At 58.6% G+C, this 18,459-nt stretch carries 18 protein-coding genes; 7 read left to right on the forward strand and 11 right to left on the reverse strand.

From position 1 onward, the window contains the following. Positions 1-31: 31 nt before the first annotated feature. Positions 32-967 carry a glutathione synthase gene (gshB, locus tag OS189_RS15700; protein WP_267168276.1) on the forward strand — a complete coding sequence of 312 codons (936 nt, stop codon included), beginning with the start codon at positions 32-34 and terminating at the stop codon, positions 965-967. Beyond that, entirely contained in the window at positions 964-1,869 is a 906-nt protein-coding gene (locus OS189_RS15705; protein ID WP_267168277.1) for an alpha/beta hydrolase, read from the forward strand. Before gshB ends, OS189_RS15705 begins: the two co-directional genes overlap by 4 nt. Here the strand turns inward: OS189_RS15705 and OS189_RS15710 are convergent. The 4 genes from OS189_RS15710 to cobU are packed head-to-tail and all read right to left on the reverse strand — an operon-like array spanning position 1,841 to position 5,251. Then, the gene (locus OS189_RS15710) at positions 1,841-3,355 is read right to left on the reverse strand and encodes a YifB family Mg chelatase-like AAA ATPase (protein WP_267168278.1); all 1,515 of its coding nucleotides are present in this window, start codon (positions 3,353-3,355) and stop codon (positions 1,841-1,843) included. The two genes, OS189_RS15705 and OS189_RS15710, sit on opposite strands and share 29 nt — an antisense overlap. Positions 3,356-3,402: 47 nt before the next feature. Beyond that, positions 3,403-4,089: a glutathione S-transferase gene (locus tag OS189_RS15715; protein ID WP_267168279.1), complete on the reverse strand. Its 687-nt coding sequence runs from the start codon at positions 4,087-4,089 to the stop codon at positions 3,403-3,405. A gap of 59 nt (positions 4,090-4,148) precedes the next feature. Next, complete coding sequence (locus OS189_RS15720) at positions 4,149-4,733, reverse strand: histidine phosphatase family protein (protein ID WP_267168280.1); 585 nt, start codon at positions 4,731-4,733, stop codon at positions 4,149-4,151. After that, entirely contained in the window at positions 4,730-5,251 is a 522-nt protein-coding gene (gene cobU / locus OS189_RS15725) for a bifunctional adenosylcobinamide kinase/adenosylcobinamide-phosphate guanylyltransferase (protein ID WP_267168281.1), read from the reverse strand. The genes OS189_RS15720 and cobU overlap by 4 nt, the downstream gene beginning before the upstream one ends. Positions 5,252-5,347: 96 nt before the next feature. On the opposite strand from cobU, the gene OS189_RS15730 reads away from it, so the two are divergent. The 5 genes from OS189_RS15730 (at position 5,348) to OS189_RS15750 (ending at position 11,130) form a co-directional block, all read left to right on the forward strand. After that, positions 5,348-6,226, forward strand: a complete 879-nt coding sequence (locus OS189_RS15730) for an RNA polymerase factor sigma-32 (protein ID WP_267168282.1) — start codon at positions 5,348-5,350, stop codon at positions 6,224-6,226. A gap of 123 nt (positions 6,227-6,349) precedes the next feature. After that, positions 6,350-7,546 (forward strand): bifunctional phosphopantothenoylcysteine decarboxylase/phosphopantothenate--cysteine ligase CoaBC, encoded by a 1,197-nt coding sequence (coaBC, locus tag OS189_RS15735; protein WP_267168283.1) that lies wholly within the window; start codon positions 6,350-6,352, stop codon positions 7,544-7,546. Further along, entirely contained in the window at positions 7,543-8,004 is a 462-nt protein-coding gene (dut, locus tag OS189_RS15740) for a dUTP diphosphatase (protein WP_267168284.1), read from the forward strand. Before coaBC ends, dut begins: the two co-directional genes overlap by 4 nt. Before the next feature lies 1 nt (position 8,005). Next, positions 8,006-9,064: a HesA/MoeB/ThiF family protein gene (locus OS189_RS15745; protein ID WP_267168347.1), complete on the forward strand. Its 1,059-nt coding sequence runs from the start codon at positions 8,006-8,008 to the stop codon at positions 9,062-9,064. Positions 9,065-9,117: 53 nt separating this feature from the next. After that, entirely contained in the window at positions 9,118-11,130 is a 2,013-nt protein-coding gene (locus OS189_RS15750) for a M3 family metallopeptidase (RefSeq protein ID WP_267168285.1), read from the forward strand. Here the strand turns inward: OS189_RS15750 and OS189_RS15755 are convergent. The 7 genes from OS189_RS15755 to OS189_RS15785 all read right to left on the reverse strand — a co-directional run bounded on the left by OS189_RS15755 (position 11,127) and on the right by OS189_RS15785 (position 18,298). Further along, entirely contained in the window at positions 11,127-12,056 is a 930-nt protein-coding gene (locus OS189_RS15755) for a 2-hydroxyacid dehydrogenase (RefSeq protein WP_267168286.1), read from the reverse strand. The genes OS189_RS15750 and OS189_RS15755 overlap by 4 nt on opposite strands. Then, positions 12,053-12,463, reverse strand: coding sequence for a VOC family protein (locus OS189_RS15760; protein WP_267168287.1), 411 nt, complete (start codon positions 12,461-12,463; stop codon positions 12,053-12,055). Before OS189_RS15760 ends, OS189_RS15755 begins: the two co-directional genes overlap by 4 nt. Positions 12,464-12,529: 66 nt before the next feature. After that, on the reverse strand, positions 12,530-13,669 hold the full coding sequence (gene rodA, locus OS189_RS15765; protein ID WP_267168288.1) for a rod shape-determining protein RodA: 1,140 nt from the start codon (positions 13,667-13,669) through the stop codon (positions 12,530-12,532). Then, positions 13,666-15,591 carry a penicillin-binding protein 2 gene (mrdA, locus tag OS189_RS15770; RefSeq protein ID WP_267168289.1) on the reverse strand — a complete coding sequence of 642 codons (1,926 nt, stop codon included), beginning with the start codon at positions 15,589-15,591 and terminating at the stop codon, positions 13,666-13,668. The genes rodA and mrdA overlap by 4 nt, the downstream gene beginning before the upstream one ends. A gap of 18 nt (positions 15,592-15,609) precedes the next feature. Beyond that, the gene (locus OS189_RS15775) at positions 15,610-16,242 is read right to left on the reverse strand and encodes a rod shape-determining protein MreD (protein WP_267168290.1); all 633 of its coding nucleotides are present in this window, start codon (positions 16,240-16,242) and stop codon (positions 15,610-15,612) included. A gap of 3 nt (positions 16,243-16,245) precedes the next feature. Next, the gene (mreC, locus tag OS189_RS15780; RefSeq protein ID WP_267168291.1) at positions 16,246-17,166 is read right to left on the reverse strand and encodes a rod shape-determining protein MreC; all 921 of its coding nucleotides are present in this window, start codon (positions 17,164-17,166) and stop codon (positions 16,246-16,248) included. A gap of 85 nt (positions 17,167-17,251) precedes the next feature. After that, entirely contained in the window at positions 17,252-18,298 is a 1,047-nt protein-coding gene (locus tag OS189_RS15785) for a rod shape-determining protein (RefSeq protein WP_267168292.1), read from the reverse strand. Positions 18,299-18,459 lie beyond the last annotated feature (161 nt).

Genomic DNA, 18,459 nt, shown 5'->3' on the forward strand with positions numbered 1-18,459 from the left:
TCATCAAGATGACAACAGTAAGGAAAAGCCCATGAGAATTGCATTTCAGATGGACCCGATCGGGGCCGTGAATATTGACGCAGACAGCAGCTTCCGCCTAGCCGAAGAGGCGCAGGCACGGGGGCATACGCTCTTTTTCTACACGCCGGATCATCTGGCGTATCAGGAGGGGCGGATCACAGCGCGTGGTCAGGATATGACCGTTCAGCGCGTTGCGGACACCCCCGCCGTGTTGGGGGAAATGCGGGAAGTGGACCTGGCAGAGTTTGACGTTGTCTGGTTGCGGCAGGACCCGCCCTTTGACATGCACTACATTACCTCTACCCATCTGCTCGACCGGATTGCAGAGACAACATTGGTTGTAAATAATCCGTTCTGGGTGCGCAATTATCCCGAAAAACTGCTGGTACTTGATTTCCCCGATCTGACCCCGCCAACAACAATTGCCCGTGATCTGGCGACGATAAAAGCGTTCAAGGAAAAGCACGGCGATGTGATACTAAAGCCGCTGTACGGCAACGGCGGCGCCGGAGTGTTCAAGCTTACCAAGGACGATCGCAACCTGAGTTCACTGCACGAGTTGTTCACCGCTTTTTCGCGTGAGCCGCTGATTGTGCAAAAATTTCTGCCGGATGTGTCCAAAGGGGACAAGCGCGTCATTCTGGTTGATGGTGAGCCGGTTGGCGCGATAAACCGTGTGCCTGCCGAAGGTGAAACACGATCAAACATGCACGTTGGCGGGCGGCCGGAAAAAGTGGGGCTGAGCGCGCGGGACCACGAAATCTGCAAGCGAATTGGCGGGCTGTTGAAGGAGAAAGGGCAGGTTTTTGTGGGCATCGACGTGATCGGCGACTATCTGACCGAAATCAACGTGACCTCCCCGACCGGCATTCAGGAACTTGAGCGTTTCGATGGTGTAAACATTGCCGCAAAAATCTGGGATGTGATCGAGGCCAAGCGCGCATGAGTCTTGCGCGCCGGTTGCTTAACCCTTGGTTGCGCAGGGTCGAAAAGCGGCGCCTGCGCAACGGGTCTCCGGAAACCTTGCGCAAAGCGCTGGAAGTGCAGGCGCGCCTGTTCTTCCATCCGCCATTCGGCACGAGCCGTCACTGGACCAGTTTCGGCAACGTTCCTTGCCTTACCCTCAATTCGCGCAGCGAGACCGCCAATCGGGTGCTGTTTTATATTCACGGCGGCGGTTTTGTTTTTGGCAGCCCGAATACGCACAGCGCCATGGCCGCGAACCTAGCGCACCGGCTCGGCGCGCGGGCGATTATGCCAAAATACCGGCTTGCGCCCGAGGCTGCTTTCCCCGCGGCGCCGCAAGATGTGCGCGATGCGTGGGACGGTCTGTTGGCCAGCGGCGTTGATCCTGCCAGCGTTGTAATCGGAGGGGACAGTGCGGGCGGCGCGCTGGCTTTTGGTCTGGTTTCGACACTCTGTGAAGAGAGCGCGCCACTTCCGGGTGCAGTGTTCGGTTTTTCTCCTCTTACCGACCTTACGTACAGCGGAGAAAGTTTTGAGCGGAATGCAGAAAGTGATGTCGTGCTGCCAGCGGAACGGGCAGCCGAGCTTGCGGAAATGCTTCTGCAGGGTCACGCCGGTAACACGCCAAGCGTGAGCCCGTTGTTTGGTACGTTCAAAGATGCCCCGCCCGCTTGGATTACGGTAGGAGATACCGAAATTCTGCTGGATGATGCGCGCAGGCTTGCTGCGCGGTTGGAGGAATATAACGGCACGGTCGATCTGGTGATCGAGAAAGATCTACCTCACGTCTGGCCGATTTTTCACAACATCCTGCCCGAGGGCCGAAAAACATTGGATGCGCTCGCGTTTTGGATCAGGCAACAGCAAAACTGGGAAGCCTGAAGCTTACCGCCTCGGCGATATGGGGTTTGCGGACATCGGCAGATCCGTCAAGATCGGCGATGGTGCGCGCCACACGCAAAACACGGTGATAGCCGCGCGCCGACAGGCTGAACCGTTTGGCAGCGCGCAAAAGTAGATCACGACCTTCTGCATCGGGGGCTGCAATGGACTCTAGCATATCGCCTTGCGCATCTGCGTTGCTGGCAAGGTTGCCTTTTGGCGCAAATCGCGCCAGTTGGATATCACGCGCTTGCGCCACGCGGGCAGCAACAGTGGACGAATGTTCTCCAGAGGCCGGTAGGTCCAGGTCGGAATAGGCGACGGGAGGAACATCGACCCGCAAATCAAAGCGATCCATAAGTGGCCCCGATATCCGGCCCATATAGTCGTCCCCGCACTGCGGCACGCGTGCGCAGGCGCGGGCCGGGTCAGGCAGATAGCCGCATTTGCAGGGGTTTGCCGCAGCGACCAGCATAAATCGGCAGGGGTATTTCACATGTGCGTTCGCGCGCGAGATCATGACTTCCCCTGTTTCGATAGGCTGGCGCAGGGTTTCCAGTACGTTGCGTGCGAATTCGGGAAATTCATCCATGAACAGAACACCGTTATGGGCAAGACTGACCTCGCCGGGTTTGGCGTTGCGTCCGCCTCCGATTATTGCTGCCATGGATGCAGTGTGGTGGGGGTCGCGGAACGGGCGCGCACGGCTGATCCCGCCTTCGTCGAGCAAACCGGCGAGGGAATGGACCATGGATGTGCCCAATGCTTCGGCAGCCGAAAGTGGCGGCAAGATGCCCGGAAGACAGGATGCGAGCATGGATTTACCTGAACCGGGGGTGCCAACCATGATCAGGTGATGTCGGCCAGCGGCGGCAACTTCCAGGGCGCGTTTGGCGCGTTCCTGTCCTTTTACTTCGCGCAAGTCGCGGCTGTGTTGCTGCGGCGCAACCTCGCCGGGTTCGGCGGGGGGCAATGGCACCTGTCCGGTGTAGTGGCGCACAACATCGCCCAACGATTGCGCAGCGATGACCTGACAGGCGTTTACCCACGCGGCCTCTGCCCCTGATCCGGCTGGGCAAAGCAGGCTTCGCTCGTCCTGCGCCGCTGCCACCGCAGCAGGAAGGGCGCCGACAACCGGTACCAGTGAGCCGTCGAGAGACAGTTCGCCGAGCGCGACAACGGTTTCGACTACGTCTTTTGGCAGAATATCGAGGGCAGCCAGCAAAGCCAGTGCAATGGGAAGGTCAAAATGGCTACCCTCTTTTGGCAGATCAGCAGGGCTCAGGTTGATGGTGATGCGTTTGGAGGGAAGCGCGATCGCCATCGAGGTAAGCGCTGTACGCACACGGTCGCGCGCTTCAGAAACTGCCTTGTCAGGTAGCCCTACGATGGAAAATGCCGGCAACCCGGGCGTGACGGCGCATTGCACTTCGACAATGCGCGCCTCGACCCCTTGAAACGCTACGCTGTACGCGCGTGCAACCATTTTCCGACTCCGTGCTTACCCGAAGGTTAACGTACGGCAGCGAGTCTTTAGGAATGGTTAACGGGCCACGGCAGCGTGCGCCCCGCCGGAGGGTATGGAAAAGGATCGTACGTGGCTTTCAAACCTTCGCTGCGCCATGTCGCAAAATCAGGGTCTTTCAGTGTGGTCATGCAATATGCGCGTGCATCATCGGACACCGGCAAGGCGTAGCCAATGATACGCGCACAAACCGGCGCGTAAAATACATCGGCCAGCGAATACATCCCGAAAAGCCATGGCCCGTCCGTGGCTTTCTCACGTGCGAAACGCCATAGCGTTTCAATACGCGCGAGGTCATCCAACACTGCATCTGACGGCGTAAACTTTGCATCGACATGGGCTAGTTGCATGGGGCAATTCCCGCGTAATGCAGCAAAACCGGTTGCCATTTCTGCACAGAGCCATCGCGCGCGGATGCGTGCACTAACGTCCTTGGGCCACATTGCGATGTTGCTATGCCGCTCGGCCAGTGTCTCGGCCATGGCCAGGCTTTCGCCGATTACATCACCTTCCGGTGTGCGCAAAGCTGGCACCAGACGAGCGGGGGCAAGACTCGCCATATCCTGTGCCATTGTGTTGCTGTACAGGCCAACCGGATGCACCTGATACGGTAGACTGAATTTTTGCAGCATTAGCCAGCCGCGCAAAGACCAGCTTGAGAATGTGCGGTCACCGATAAAAAGATCATATTCCATGGATACAGCAATATTCTGATGCGGCGTCGGCGGCAAATCAATTTACGTTCCGGAAGCCATCAGGGAAGGTGGTTGATCCGCTCAACCTGCCAATCTTCGCCGCCCTGATGGTGCAATGTGGTGACCGAAATATTGTCGATTTTGTGTGACATCGCTTCAAAAGCAGTGACGCCCAGCGCCCGTTGTACCTGAGTTAGAATCACGCCGAAATGCGCGACTGCGATGATATGGGCGTCGGGATAGCTGTTATTCATCCGGTCCACGACGGCGCTAACCCGCTGCATCGTCTGGTTCCAGCTTTCACCGTCAGGCGCGCGTATGTCCCCCGGCTGGTCCCAGAATGCGCGGCTGAGTTCAGGATCCCGTATGGCCACGGCATCAAATCGCATCCCGTCCCAGACGCCAAAATCGATTTCGCGCAAATCGGGTTCGTGTGGCAGACGGGTGTGGGTCTGTCCCGCCAAGGCGTCAGCCGTATGTACAGAGCGGATCAGATCGGACGACACCATGATGGCCCGTTGCGGCAAATGCCTGCGCACGCGGCCTAGCAAAGCGGTATCGGATAAATCGGCAGGCACGTCCCGCCAACCGACAAAAGATTTCTCATGCGTAGGGCCATGGCGCACCCAATGCCACGTTGTCACGGTAACCTTCCTTTCAGCACCTGTGGCAGACCGGCAATTACCATCACGGCAAGGTCGGCATCCCGCGCGAGGGCGATGTTCAGCCTGCCTTGTGCTTCGCGGAATCGCCGCGCCAGTTTGTTGTCAGGCACGATGCCGTGCCCCACCTCGTTGGAGACGATTACCCAAGGTGCCGCACAGTTGTGAAGTGCATAGAGCAATGCGGCAGTAGCCTTGCCTAGATCGGCGTTCTGCATCATCTGGTTGCTCAGCCACATGGTTGCGCAGTCGATCAATACTGGCCTGTCGGGCGACAACTCGGCAAGCGGCGCTGTCAAGTCCAATGGCTCCTCTATCGTGGTCCAGCGGGCATCGCGACGGTTCTGGTGAAGCGTGACGCGTTGTTTTGTCTCGTCATCTCCGATCCGGCCAGTTGCCAGATAGACAGGGGGCAACATACTGGAAAGGATATAGCTTTCGGCCCATTCGGATTTGCCCGATGCTGCGCCCCCTAGAATGAATGTTCCTTTCGGCAACATTTTTCGCGCCCCTTTTTGAACCAACTCGCCCGTTCATGCGTAGTATTAACAACACGTTGCCACAAGGTGGCGGCTTGAACCAGGGGGACGAAACAGATGGCAATTGGAACCGCGCAGGACTTTTCACTGACCCGCACTGCAATGAAAGCCGAACTTTTGGATGCAGAGACAGAGCTTAAGCTCGCCTACGCATGGCGGGACGAGCGTGATGAGGCGGCCTTGCATCGCTTGATCACAGCTTACATGCGGCTTGCGATCTCCATGGCATCTAAATTCAAACGCTACGGCGCGCCGATGAACGATCTTGTTCAGGAAGCGGGTCTTGGGCTAATGAAAGCTGCGGATAAATTTGATCCTGATCGTGGTGTGCGCTTTTCAACCTATGCCGTCTGGTGGATCAAAGCGTCGATTCAGGATCACGTGATGCGCAACTGGTCAATGGTACGCACCGGTTCGACATCTTCGCAGAAGTCGCTGTTCTTCAACATGCGCCGCGTTCAGGCGCGGCTTGAGCGTGAGGCCGCAAGTGCGGGCGAGGAACTGGACCGCCACCAGCTTCGTCAGATGATTTCGACCGAGATCGGTGTGCCTCTGCGTGATGTCGAGATGATGGAGGGGCGTTTGTCCGGCTCCGATTATTCGCTGAATGCCACACAATCAGCCGAGGATGAAGGCCGCGAGTGGATTGACGCACTGGAGGATGACAGCGCGCAAGCCGCCGAAAACGTCGAGCTGCGTCACGACACTGAGCAGTTGCGCGCTTGGTTGCTATCGGCGATGGCGGCGTTGAATGAGCGTGAGCAGTTTATCGTGCGCGAGCGCAAGCTGCGTGATGAGCCTCGCACATTGGAAAGTTTGGGCGCTGAGTTGAGCCTGAGCAAAGAGCGCGTGAGACAGCTTGAGGCAGCGGCCTTCCAGAAAATGCGTAAATCACTTGAAATGCAATCGCAGGAAGTTTTCCACTTTCTGAACTGATCGCGGCGGCGTTTTCGGGGATACCAGCAGAAAATCGGACAGAAGCCAGGTTTCACTAGGGTCTGGCGTTGCACTCCGCTGACGCCTATGTTGAACCGGTACTGGTGATCCGAGGGGCGCGCGATGCTGGCTGGCAAACATATTCTGTTGATTATTGGCGGCGGGATCGCAGCGTTCAAATCGCTGGACCTGATCCGCCGATTGCGTGAACGCGGTGCGACAGTGACCCCGGTTCTTACCCGCGCGGGCGAAGAGTTTGTGACGCCTCTCTCTGTATCGGCGCTGGCAGGCAACAAGGTTTTCCGGGATCTGTTCGATCTGGGCGATGAGGCAGAGATGGGTCATATCCAGCTGAGCCGCGTTGCCGATCTGGTGGTGGTTGCCCCTGCAACGGCAGATATGATGGCAAAGATGGCGGCGGGTTTGGCAAACGATCTGGCCTCTACGTTGCTGATGGCGACAGACACGCCAGTGATGATTGTCCCCGCTATGAACGTGCGCATGTGGGAGCACGCCGCGACCCAGCGCAATCTTTCGACATTGCGCGGCGATGGCATTGCCGTGGTCGGGCCGAATGCCGGTGATATGGCCTGTGGTGAACATGGCCCGGGCCGGATGTCGGAACCGATGGAGATCGTCGCAGCTGTTGAGGCAGCGCTGTCGGATGGGCCATTAAAGGGCCGCCGGATTCTGGTAACCTCTGGCCCGACACATGAGCCGATTGATCCGGTGCGCTATATTGCCAACCGCTCGTCAGGGGCGCAGGGGACTGCGTTGGCGCGCGCGTTGGCAGCGCTGGGCGCAGATGTTGTGTTTGTAACTGGCCCCGCTGATGTGCCCCCGCCCGAAGGGGTGGAGGTGGTTGCGGTACAAACGGCCCAGCAGATGAAAGACGCGGTTGACGCGGCGCTGCCCGTTGATGCAGCAGTTTTTGCTGCCGCCGTCGCTGACTGGCGGGTGAGTTCGGCATCTGATCGCAAACTGAAAAAAACCAAAGACGGTTTGCCGGAGCTGCAATTCGCTGAAAACCCCGACATTTTGCGCGCCGTAAGCCGTTTGGAGACAGGGCGCCCGCCGTTGGTGGTCGGTTTTGCAGCCGAAACGAATGATGTGATCGAAAATGCCACCGCCAAGCGGTTGCGCAAGGGCTGTGACTGGATTGTCGCCAATGATGTTTCCGCTGCAACGGGCATTATGGGCGGCAGCGAAAATGCCGTGACGCTGATCAGCGACGCAGGCGCTGAAGAATGGCCGCGGATGGATAAAACCGCCGTCGCCCAAAAGCTTGCGGCACGTATTGCAGCGGCGATAACGGGATGAACGGCGTCGATATCCGCATGATGTGGGAACAGGGCGCCGACCGTACGCTTGGTCTGCCCAGATATGAAACTACAGGGGCTGCCGGTGCGGACCTGCGCGCAAACATCCAGGATCGCAACGCGATCACAATCGGCATCGGCGCGCGCGCGCTGGTGCCGACGGGCCTTCGGCTGGCCATTCCAGGCGGATACGAGGTTCAGATCCGCCCCCGCTCGGGGCTTGCGCTAAAGCACGGAATTACATTGCCGAATGCACCCGGAACGATCGATAGCGACTATCGCGGCCCGCTGGGGGTGATTGTGATGAACGCAGGGGACGCGCCCTTTGTGATTGAGCACGGAATGAGAATTGCGCAGATGGTCGTTGCCCCCGTTGTTCAGGCCAGATTTCATATCGTAGAAGAGCTTGAAGAGACAGCGCGCAGCGTGGGCGGCTTCGGCTCTACCGGAACGGGATGAGTTGATGCTGGTAGTTGTTCTTGCAGCCGCACTTTGGGGGTTGGGTGCGATGATGCGCGTCCCGCGATCGGCAAGGTGGATGATAATCGCGCTGCTGCTGGTGGCTGTGATTGGTGTGCAACTGGTGTTTCCCGATGGTCACCCGCTGCGCACCGCCACCGGGGGCAGTGCGGCACTGTGGCTGATTGTGATCGGGATGGGTGCGCTGGTTTGGGTGTATTCACGGTTTATCGTGCGGTTGCGTGCGCGCACAGGTGTTGATGCCAAACCGCCCGCATCCGCAGCACCCCGACAGGGCGGCAGCTTCTCGGAAAGTGAACTTAACCGCTACGCGCGCCACATCGTCCTGCGCGAGGTTGGCGGTGCCGGACAGAAGGCGCTGAAAAACGCGAGGGTTCTCGTTATCGGCGCCGGCGGTCTGGGCGCGCCTGCGTTGCAATATCTGGCAGCGGCAGGTGTGGGCACAATCGGCGTGATAGATGACGATACGGTCGAAAACACCAATCTGCACCGTCAGGTGATCCACAAGGATGGGTCAATCGGGATGGCCAAGGTTTTCTCGGCACAAGCCGAAATGCAGGCGCAAAACCCGTTCATTACCGTGCGCCCCTACAACCGACGGCTGGATGAAAATATCGCACCGGAACTGTTTGCAGAATATGATCTGGTACTTGACGGCACTGACAATTCCGCAACCCGCTATCTGGTCAACGCAACCTGCGTGGCGGGCGGCCTCCCGCTGATCTCGGGCGCGCTCAGCCAGTGGGAGGGGCAGTTGAGCGTTTTTGATCCTGCCCGTGGTGCGCCCTGTTATCAGTGTATCTTCCCCCAAGCCGCCGCCGCACACCTGGCCCCCAGTTGCGCAGAGGCAGGTGTGATCGGCCCATTGCCCGGCGTTGTCGGCGCAATGATGGCGGTTGAAGCGGTCAAGATCATCACGGGGGCCGGCACTCCGCTGCGGGGCCAGATGGTAATCTATGACGCGCTTTATGCTGAAAACCGCAGCATTCGCATTGCACCGCGCGGTGATTGCCCGATCTGCGCACAAACCCGCGCCTGATTGTTGTATCCCCCGTCCCGCGCTCCTAGGTTGAGCGCAAAGGAGAACCGCCCATGAACCCCCTTCTGCAAAACTGGACCACGCCGTTTGCCATCGCCCCGTTCGACAAGATCGCGGATGAAGATTTTGGTCCGGCGCTTGAGCAGGCATTGGCCACCCACAACGACGAGATTGCCGCAATTGCATCAGATACCACGCCCGCAACCTTTGAAAATACCGTTGAGGCGCTGGAGGCGGCAGGACAACAGCTGGATCAGGTGCTGAGTGTTTTCTTCACCGTCGCAGGGGCCGACAGCACCCCCGCGCGCGAGGCATTGCAGCGCGACTTTTCGCCCAAGCTGTCCGCACATTTCGCAGAAATTTCCGCCAACAAGGCGTTGTTCAACCGCATTGATGCGGTCTGGCAACAGCGCGACACGCTGGACCTGAGTGATGAACAGGCGCGCGTGTTGATGCTGACGCACCGTGGCTTTGTGCGGGCAGGTTCGGCGCTGACGGGGGCAGACGAAGCCCGCATGAAGGAGATCAAGAGCCGTCTCGCCGTGCTGGGGACACAATTCACGCAGAACCTGCTAAGCGACGAGCGCAGCTGGTTTATGCCGTTGTCCGAGGATGATCTGGATGGCCTGCCGGAGTTCATCGTTGATGCCGCCCGTGCGGCAGGCGAGGAAAAAGAGGCGGGTGGCCCTGTGGTCACGCTGTCGCGTTCGTTGATCACGCCGTTTCTGCAATTCAGCCCGCGCCGTGATCTGCGCGAAAAGGCGTTCAAAGCGTGGGAGGCGCGCGGTGCCAATGGTGGCGAAACAGACAACCGCGCCACCGCCGCTGAAATACTTGCCTTGCGTAAAGAGCGCGCAGCCCTGCTCGGCTATGACAGCTTTGCCGATTACAAGCTTGAAACAGAAATGGCCAAGACACCGGAGGCGGTGCGCGATCTGTTGATGCAGGTCTGGGAACCTGCAAAGACGCAGGCAAACGCCGATGCCGAGGTGTTGACACAGATGATGCATGCCGACGGTGTGAACGGTGATCTTGCCCCGTGGGACTGGCGCTATTACGCGGAAAAACGCCGCGCGGCGGAGCATGATCTGAATGAAGCCGCGCTCAAACCCTATTTCCAGCTGGACCGGATGATCGAGGCATCGTTTGCCTGCGCGAATCGTCTGTTCGGGCTGGAGTTCAAACCGCTGGATGTGCCGCTGTACCACGCGGACTGCCGCGCATGGGAAGTGACCCGCGATGGCGCGCATGTGGCGGTGTTTATCGGGGATTATTTCGCGCGCGGCTCGAAACGGTCGGGGGCGTGGTGTTCGGCCATGCGGTCGCAGGCGAAATTTCCGGCGGTACAATCGCCTGTGGTAATCAACGTGTGCAACTTTGCCAAAGGTGACCCTGCGCTGTTGTCGTATGACGATGCGCGCACCCTGTTTCATGAATTTGGCCATGCCCTGCACCAGATGCTGTCAAACGTAACTTACGAAAGCATCTCGGGCACTTCTGTCGCGCGCGATTTTGTCGAATTGCCAAGCCAGCTTTATGAACACTGGCTTGAAGTGCCAGAAGTCTTGGGAGAGTTCGCGACCCATGCGAAAACCGGTAAAGCAATGCCGAAAGAGATGCTCGACAAGGTGTTGGGCGCGGCGACATTCGACATGGGGTTCCAGACTGTTGAATATGTTGCGTCCGCGCTGGTTGATCTGGCTTTCCACGAAGGAGAGCCGCCAGCCGATCCGGTGCGTCGACAGCGCGAAGTGCTAGACAGCATCGGGATGCCTTCCGCGATCACAATGCGCCACGCAACCCCGCAATTTGCGCATGTGTTTTCCGGTGACGGTTATTCCAGCGGATATTACAGCTATATGTGGTCCGAGGTGATGGACGCCGATGCATTTGAAGCGTTCGAGGAAGCGGGCGGTGCGTTTGATCCCGAGCGCGCACGCGCGTTGGAGGAACACATCCTGTCCACCGGCGGCAGCCGTGACGCAGCAGATTTGTACGTTGCGTTCAGAGGCCGCCTACCGGGGGTTGAGGCGTTGCTGAAGGGCCGCGGATTGGTAGCGGCCTAATAGCCCAGTTTGCGATCGACAAGGTTGATAAAGGGTTCGCCCGCCTCGCCGCGGCGGATATTTTCGACCAACTGTTCGCTTGCCGTCTTGTCGCGCGTTGCTGCGGCGATATGCGGGGTCACTGTTACCCGCGGATGGGCCCAGTAAGGGTCCGTCTGCGGCAATGGCTCGGTGCGGAACACGTCCAATGTGGCATGTGCGAGCTGGCCGTTGTCGAGGGCCGCAATCAGTGCATCATCGTCAATCAGCGGGCCACGGCCCGGATTGATCAGGAACGCGCCACGGGGCATCTGCGCCAGGGTCTGTGCGTTGATGATATCCGTTGTCGCCGGAGTGTCCGGCAGTAGAGTCACAACAATCTCACCACGATTAAGCGCTTGGCTCAGGCCTGCGTCCCCGTGCAGACAATCCACGCCTTTCACATTCTTGGGGCTGCGTGACCATCCGGTCACGCGAAACCCCAGACCCAGAAGGGCATCCGCACATGCCGTTCCCAAGGCACCGAGCCCGAGGATTACAACATTGCGTTCATGGGCAAGCGGTGGTGTCGTTACGTGCCATTCATGTGCGGGGTTAACGATATGGGCGTCCATCCCCAGATGATAGCGCAACACATGCCCTGTGACCCATTCAACCATGCCTTTGGTCAGTCCGGGATCAACCATGCGCGCGAGCGGAATTCGCAGCGTTTTATTGTCCGTGATCCGTTCGACGCCGGCCCACAGGTTCAGCACCGCTTTTGCGCGGGTGTAGGGGGTGAAATCCTGCAAATCGCTGTTGGGGGCGTAAATGATGTAATCCACTTCGGCAGGAGTAATTTCTTCGGCCAGATGGGCTGTTATACCCGCAGCTTGCAGTGCATCACGCAGGGGTTGTTCGTATGCTGTCCAGCGTTCGGGACGTGCGGCAAACAGAATGTTGATCATTTCGCAAATGCTCCGTCCATGCTGGCCAGTCCCTTGATCTCGACCGGATTACCAGACGGATCCATAAAGAACATGGTCGACTGCTCGCCCGGCTCTCCGGGAAAACGTGTCTGTGGTTCCAACACGAAATCAACGCCCTGATCCGTCAGGCGGTCGGCCAGATCACGCCATTCTTCATAGGGCAGGACGATTCCGAAATGTGGCATGGGCACTTTGTGCTCTCCGACCAAACCTGTTGCGGCGATGCTCATCGGGGTGCCCAAATGGCACGACAACTGGTGGCCGAAGAAATCGAAATCAACCCATGTTTGTGTGCTGCGCCCCTCTGTACAGCCCAGCAAGGTGCCGTAGAACGCGCGCGTTTCATCAAGGTCTGTTACATTGAAAGCAAAGTGAAAAATCGACATGATATGTGCCCTGTCTCTGGAAGAGTTCGGCCCAGAGATAGCGCAGCCCATCCACGATGCAAAGGGTCAGCGGGGCCTGTGAACGTGCGCAGATTGCACAAGCCCGAATGCCAACATCAACACCAGCATGGCAGACCCGCCGTAACTGACCAGTGGCAGCGGCACACCCACCACAGGCGCAAGCCCCATCACCATCGACATATTGACCGCAAAGAACAAAAAGAAGTTCAGCGCGATGCCAAGTGTCAGCAGCGATGCAAAGCGGTCTTTGTTCATAATTGCTGAAAAAACACAAAACAGGATGATCAGCGCATAAAGCGCAAGTAGGGAAATCCCGCCGATAAACCCGAACTCCTCTGCCAGCGTGGTAAAGATAAAGTCGGTGTGTTTTTCCGGCAGGAAGTTCAAACGCGATTGTGTGCCCTGCATAAACCCGCGCCCCGTCCAGCCGCCGGAACCAAGTGCGATCTTGGACTGGGTGATATGATACCCCGCTCCCAGCGGATCGGAACTGGGGTCAAGAAACGTATCAATGCGGCGGAACTGGTAATCTTTCAACATCTGCCACGATGTGCCGCGTGATTGAAAAACCGCTGTCACCAACGCCAGTCCTGCGGCAATTACGGTGGCGAAATAGGCCCAGTGCACACCTGCAAGAAACATCAGACCACCGCCCGCTGCCAGCAAAAGGATTGCGGTGCCAAGGTCGGGCTGTTTCAGCACCAGCGCGGTGGGTACAAAGATAATCAACAAAGGCAGCAGCACCCAGAACGGGCGCGAAGTTTTCTTGGCCGGAAGCCAGTCGTAGTAGGCGGCAAGAAACATCACTAAGGTGATTTTGGTCAACTCGGACGGCTGCAAACGGATCACGCCGAGATCGATCCATCGCTGGGCACCCATGCCCACTGCGCCAAAGAATTCCACCGCGACAAGCAGCATGATTGATATACCATAGGCAACCCCGGCAAGGTTGCGCCACATCCAGATCGGCACCAGCCCGACCGCCAGCATCAGCACCACACCCAGCCCAAAGCGTTTCATTTGCGGGGCGGCCCACGGATCATACCCGCCACCGGCAACCGAATAGAGCATCAGGAAACCGGTGCCTGCCACCGCCGTTAACAACAACACTAACGGCCAGTTCAGAAACAGCACTTTGCGCAATCCGGTAGGAACCGATTTTACGGTGTATTCAAGATAGCTCATGCTTGGTCCTTGCCCTTTTTCACACGGGCCTCGGGCTGGACATCCCGCAGCTTGCGCTGTTGGGTTTTAATCCGGCCACGGTCAGCGGTGGGATAGGCCTCAAGCGGGGGTTCGCCATCGTAAAGCGCCTGTAGCATGACATCCCGCGCGATCGGCGCCGCCGCGGTGGAACCGCCGCCGCCATGTTCGACCAAGACGGCACAGGCATATCGGGGGTTTTCATACGGGGCGAAGCTGACAAACAACGCATGGTCGCGCTGCTCCCAGGGGACTTCGTTGTTGTTCACCACAGCAGAGCGGACCTGCGAGGTGCCGGTTTTACCGGCCATCCGCATCCCGTCGGCAATAATGCGGCTCCGGTAGGCAGTACCGCGTCTGTCGTTCACCACTGAATACATCGATTTGCGCATTTTGCGCAGGTTGGTCTCGCGCATGTCCAGCGGGCCGTTGCCCTTTACCGGTTGTTCTATTCCGTTCACGGATTTCACCAGTCGCGGTGTTACCTCGCGCCCTGTAGCCAACCGCGCGGTCATCACAGCCAGTTGCAGCGGCGAGGCCAGCATGAAACCCTGCCCGATAGAAGCGTTGACCGTATCCCCGATCACCCATTGCTCACCGCGCTGGCGTAATTTCCACTCCTTCGTAGGGGTAAGCCCCGAATTGACCGAACTAAGCGCCAGATCATGTTTGATCCCAAGGCCAAAACGGTTGGACATCGCCGAAATCTTCTCGATGCCGACTTTCAGGGCCAGATCGTAGTAGTAGACATCACAGGACCGCTTTAGCGATGTTTCCAGATCGACCCAGCCGTGGCCGCCGCGTTTCCAGCAGTGAAACCGTCGCCCCCCGACCTCCAGGTGACCGGGGCAGTACACGGTTTCATCGGGCCCGATGATACCTGCCTCGATTGCGGCCATCGCCGTCATCATTTTGAACGTCGATCCGGGCGGATAGGCACCTTGCACGGTCTTGTTCACCAGCGGGCGGTATTTGTCGTTCAGCAGCGGGTCGTAATCCTTTGACAGGATACCCCCGATAAACAGGTTGGGATCGTATGAGGGGGCCGATGAATTTGCGAGGATATCGCCGTTCTCGCAATCCATGATGACCACCGCAGCACTTTCACCCATCAGACGCGCCTGCACATAGTTTTGCAGTTTGGCATCAACGGTAAGTTGCAGATCGGCACCCGACTGGCCTTCGCGGCGCTCAAGCTCGCGCATGACGCGGCCTGTGGCGTTGACCTCTACCTGTTTGGTGCCGGCCACGCCGCGCAGCAGGGATTCCTCGCGCGCTTCGACATTGATCTTGCCAATCTGGAAGCGCGGGATGCGCAACACCGCGTCAGGATCTTCCAGCGCTTCAAGGTCTTTGGGGCTTACCCGTCCGACACGGCCCACCACATGCGCAAAATCCGATCCACGGGGATACACTCTTGTGCTGCCGACTTCGGGTGTGACGCCGGGCAGGGCGGGGGCGTTGACCGAAACAGCGCTGACCGCCTCCCAGCTGACATCCTCTGCGATTGTGATCGGCAGGAAGCGCGCAGTATTCTGATTCAACTCTTCGAGGGCGCGTGCCGTTTGCTCGGGGCTGAGATTGATCAGCTTGGCAAGGCGCATCATGACGGCTTCAACATCGCCGGCGTCCTCGCGCACCATCACGATGCGATAGCTGGGTACGTTTTGGGCCAGTTGCATCCCGTTGCGATCAAAAATCTCGCCGCGTACCGGCGGGATGAGGCGGATGTTAATCCGGTTTTCTTCGGCCAGCAGGCGAAATTGGTCGGCCTGATCGACCTGCAAATAACGCATTCGGGCGGCCAATCCGCCCATGAACAACAGCTGCGCACCGCCCAGCAGCGCAGCGCGGCGGCTGAGCTTTGCGTGATTTGCATCTGTTTCCGCTCTTGAGCGTCTCATACGGTCAGCCTCATTTCGTCATGTCCGCCTACCAAGGGTATCCAGCTCTCCCGGGGCAGCGCGGCGCACCCCCATGACCGAGCGGGTCACAAAAACTACGACTGGGTAAACCAGAATCGTTATTCCCAGTTCCAGGAGACTCAGCCGCAGGTGTGGGGGTGTCACCATTAATACAGATAGCACAACTCGGTTTGCGATCAAAATTCCGGTCAGCAGCAACGACACCGCTATCCACTCTGCGCCGAAAGTTGAATCCCGCAGGGTCCGGCTGCGCCCTTTCAGGTTTTCGCAAGCCAGCAAAGCCAGAAGCGCCCATAATCCGGGAGGGCGTTGAAGCAGTAGATCGCTGAGCAGGAAAATCACCGCAAGCAGAAGGGTCGGCACATATTCGGGGCGCCGCAGGGACCAAGCGAAGGCGAACGCAATCAGCAGATCGGGGCCGATTAACATCCGCCGTGTACCCTGATCCAGCAGCGCGCGAAGGCGTGCCTCGGCGGGATCAATGCTGGCCAGAGGTGGCAATAATTCTGGCGCGAAAAGTGTAACGGGCTGTGTATCGATCGGCAGCAGGTGGAAAAAGATAATCAGCAGCGTGATCGCAACGAACAAGCTCCGCATCAGAAACAGGCGGGCAGGTGACAACTCGTCCATATATCACTCCGAAAGGGCGGGTGTCGTCTCCGCCTCTGTCGATGGTGGCGCGTCGGAATAGACCGGAGTTCCAGAAATAACCTCCGGTTTGTCCTCCAGCTTGGTTGTCCCGTGATGGCGCAAGACGCGCAGAAACTCCAGCCGCTCGAAATCGGCGGCAAGGCGCACACGCAGTCGCCCCCCTGGATCGGCGGCGATTTGACCGATCAGCAAATCAGCGGGAAAAACGCCGCCATCGCCGGAACTGATAACCCGATCACCGGGGCGCACCAGATCGGGGTTTTCCAGAAAATCAATGGGGGGTGCGGATGTGTTATCGCCCGCAACAATCGCACGCTGGCCCGAGGGTTGGATAACAACGGGAATCCGGCTGGAGGCATCGGTCAGCAAAATCACCCGGGCTGTATTCTCGCCAACGCCGGAAATACGACCTACAAGGCCGATCCCGTCCATCGTGGCCCAGCCTTCCACCAGCCCGTCCCGCGCCCCGACATTCAGCAGAACCGACTGCCGGAAAGGAGAGCCTGAGTCAGCCAGCACGACACCGGTGACATAGGTCAGGCGCGGATCGAGCCGCACTTTGTTGAGGTCCAGCAAGCGGGCGTTTTCCTGCTCCAGTTGCAAGGCCGCTTCTTTCCACGTCTGCATGCGCCGCAATTCCGAGCGCAATTCACGGTTCTGATCTGACAGACGTTGATAGCTTTGAAAATCACGCAGAAGGTTCACCGTTCCTGTGACCGGTGCCATTGCCCAGTCTAGGTTCGGAATCAGGCTATCGGTCACCTGCGAGCGGAACCGCTCAACCCGCGGGCTGTCGATGCGCCATAGGATGAAAATCGCTGCCAACACCAGCGCCAGCACAGCCGTGAGCAACCGGCGCAGAGGGCCGGTATAATCACTGGACTGATAGCGATCTTTGGCCATGACGGCGTGACGCTCTCCTTGACGGGGCTGCTTTTGTGATGCCCTTCTTGGGCAGTGATGATTTAGGTGCGCCGGTTGCGGGCGCTTAGCTGTCGTAATCTATAGCGTGACGCAACTGCTGCTCGTACTCAAGCGCTTTGCCCGTTCCCAAGGCCACGCAATTCAGCGGCTCGTCCGCGACCGAAATGGCCAGACCCGTCTGCTCGCGCAGCGCCAGATCAAGATCGCCCAGCAACGCGCCGCCACCCGTCAGCATCACGCCACGGTCTACAATATCCGCCGCAAGGTCAGGCGGGGTTGTTTCAAGCGCTGTCATCACGGCTTCGCAAATCTGCTGCACAGGCTCTGCAAGGGCTTCGGCAATCTGCGCCTGGGTTACCTCGATTTCCTTGGGAACCCCGTTCAGCAGGTCACGCCCGCGGATTTGCATGGATGTACCCCGCCCGTCGTCGGGCATACGTGCCGTCCCGATGGAGGTTTTGATCCGTTCGGCGGTGGTTTCACCGACCAGCAGGTTCTGCTGGCGGCGCAGATAGCTGATAATTGCCTCGTCCATCCGGTCACCACCCACGCGGACCGAACGGGCGTAAACGATATCACCCAATGACAGAACCGCGACTTCGGTTGTACCGCCGCCGATGTCCACTACCATGTTGCCGGTCGGGTCGGTGATAGGCATGCCCGCGCCGATGGCGGCTGCAATCGGTTCTGCAATCAGCCCTGCGCGGCGCGCCCCTGCGGACAGCACCGATTGGCGGATTGCGCGCTTTTCAACGGGTGTCGCGCCATGCGGCACACAGACAATGATCTTTGGTTTGGAAAACGTCGAGCGTTTGTGAACCTTGCGGATGAAGTGTTTTATCATCTCTTCGGCGGTGTCGAAATCCGCGATGACCCCTTCGCGCATGGGGCGGATCGCCTCTATGCTCCCGGGCGTGCGGCCCAGCATCAGCTTTGCGTCCTCTCCCACGGCCAGCACCTTTTTCACGCCATCCTTGACGTGATAGGCGACTACCGATGGTTCGCTTAGCACGATGCCCTTGCCTTTCACATAAACCAGTGTGTTAGCTGTACCTAGATCGATCGCCATATCAGACGAGAACAGGCCGCGGAGGTTTCCAAAGATCGACATGTGGGGCAGCACCTTGCAAAATACGTATTCGCCCACGACTCTGGCGAGGGCAGGCAGCGCCCTTATAGGCGCGCATAGCCGCAGGTTAAAGAGGCAGTTCGTGATGTTTCGGCGTGATTGCGCCACCCGAAAGATCCGCCAGATTTGTGGCCTGCCAACAA

This window comes from Sulfitobacter sp. F26169L, assembly GCF_026410285.1.
In the GTDB taxonomy this organism is placed as follows: domain Bacteria; phylum Pseudomonadota; class Alphaproteobacteria; order Rhodobacterales; family Rhodobacteraceae; genus Sulfitobacter.

Coding starts and splice junctions, on each gene's coding strand:
- cobU (WP_267168281.1), bottom strand. CDS start 5,251: ATGTTGCCGAAAGGAACATTCATTCTAGGGGGCGCAGCATCGGGCAAA.
- OS189_RS15755 (WP_267168286.1), bottom strand. CDS start 12,056: ATGATCAACATTCTGTTTGCCGCACGTCCCGAACGCTGGACAGCATAC.
- OS189_RS15715 (WP_267168279.1), bottom strand. CDS start 4,089: ATGGAATATGATCTTTTTATCGGTGACCGCACATTCTCAAGCTGGTCT.
- rodA (WP_267168288.1), bottom strand. CDS start 13,669: ATGAGCTATCTTGAATACACCGTAAAATCGGTTCCTACCGGATTGCGC.
- OS189_RS15760 (WP_267168287.1), bottom strand. CDS start 12,463: ATGTCGATTTTTCACTTTGCTTTCAATGTAACAGACCTTGATGAAACG.
- OS189_RS15730 (WP_267168282.1), top strand. CDS start 5,348: ATGGCAATTGGAACCGCGCAGGACTTTTCACTGACCCGCACTGCAATG.
- OS189_RS15750 (WP_267168285.1), top strand. CDS start 9,118: ATGAACCCCCTTCTGCAAAACTGGACCACGCCGTTTGCCATCGCCCCG.
- mreC (WP_267168291.1), bottom strand. CDS start 17,166: ATGGCCAAAGATCGCTATCAGTCCAGTGATTATACCGGCCCTCTGCGC.
- gshB (WP_267168276.1), top strand. CDS start 32: ATGAGAATTGCATTTCAGATGGACCCGATCGGGGCCGTGAATATTGAC.
- OS189_RS15775 (WP_267168290.1), bottom strand. CDS start 16,242: ATGGACGAGTTGTCACCTGCCCGCCTGTTTCTGATGCGGAGCTTGTTC.
- coaBC (WP_267168283.1), top strand. CDS start 6,350: ATGCTGGCTGGCAAACATATTCTGTTGATTATTGGCGGCGGGATCGCA.
- mrdA (WP_267168289.1), bottom strand. CDS start 15,591: ATGAGACGCTCAAGAGCGGAAACAGATGCAAATCACGCAAAGCTCAGC.
- dut (WP_267168284.1), top strand. CDS start 7,543: ATGAACGGCGTCGATATCCGCATGATGTGGGAACAGGGCGCCGACCGT.
- OS189_RS15710 (WP_267168278.1), bottom strand. CDS start 3,355: ATGGTTGCACGCGCGTACAGCGTAGCGTTTCAAGGGGTCGAGGCGCGC.
- OS189_RS15705 (WP_267168277.1), top strand. CDS start 964: ATGAGTCTTGCGCGCCGGTTGCTTAACCCTTGGTTGCGCAGGGTCGAA.
- OS189_RS15785 (WP_267168292.1), bottom strand. CDS start 18,298: ATGTCGATCTTTGGAAACCTCCGCGGCCTGTTCTCGTCTGATATGGCG.